Here is a 232-nt window from a genome sequence, read left to right on the forward strand (position 1 = left end):
CCGACGGCGCGGCTCCCGTCGTCACAGCCGATCGGGCCAAGCTCCGCCTGCTAGCGGGGCTGTTGGGATCATTCTTCATCGGCGGCGTGATGGGAGCACTTGGATTCCACTACCTGGGCTACGTGGCCTGCGTTCCGCTTGCCGTCCTGCTGCTGCTGCTGGCCGGCCCCTCGCTGCTCCCGCATCCGGCCCCAACAAGCGTCGGGTAGGCTCGTCATCAACCTGCCTTGCC

1 pseudogene is annotated in these 232 nt (G+C 67.7%); it reads left to right on the plus strand.

Annotated elements, in window-relative coordinates:
- A pseudogene (locus KBI52_RS00025) lies at positions 1 to 209 on the plus strand (hypothetical protein); the annotation flags it as partial.
- Positions 210 to 232: the final 23 nt, after the last annotated feature.

Source organism: Microvirga sp. HBU67558, assembly GCF_018069605.1.
GTDB lineage: Bacteria > Pseudomonadota > Alphaproteobacteria > Rhizobiales > Beijerinckiaceae > Microvirga > Microvirga terrae.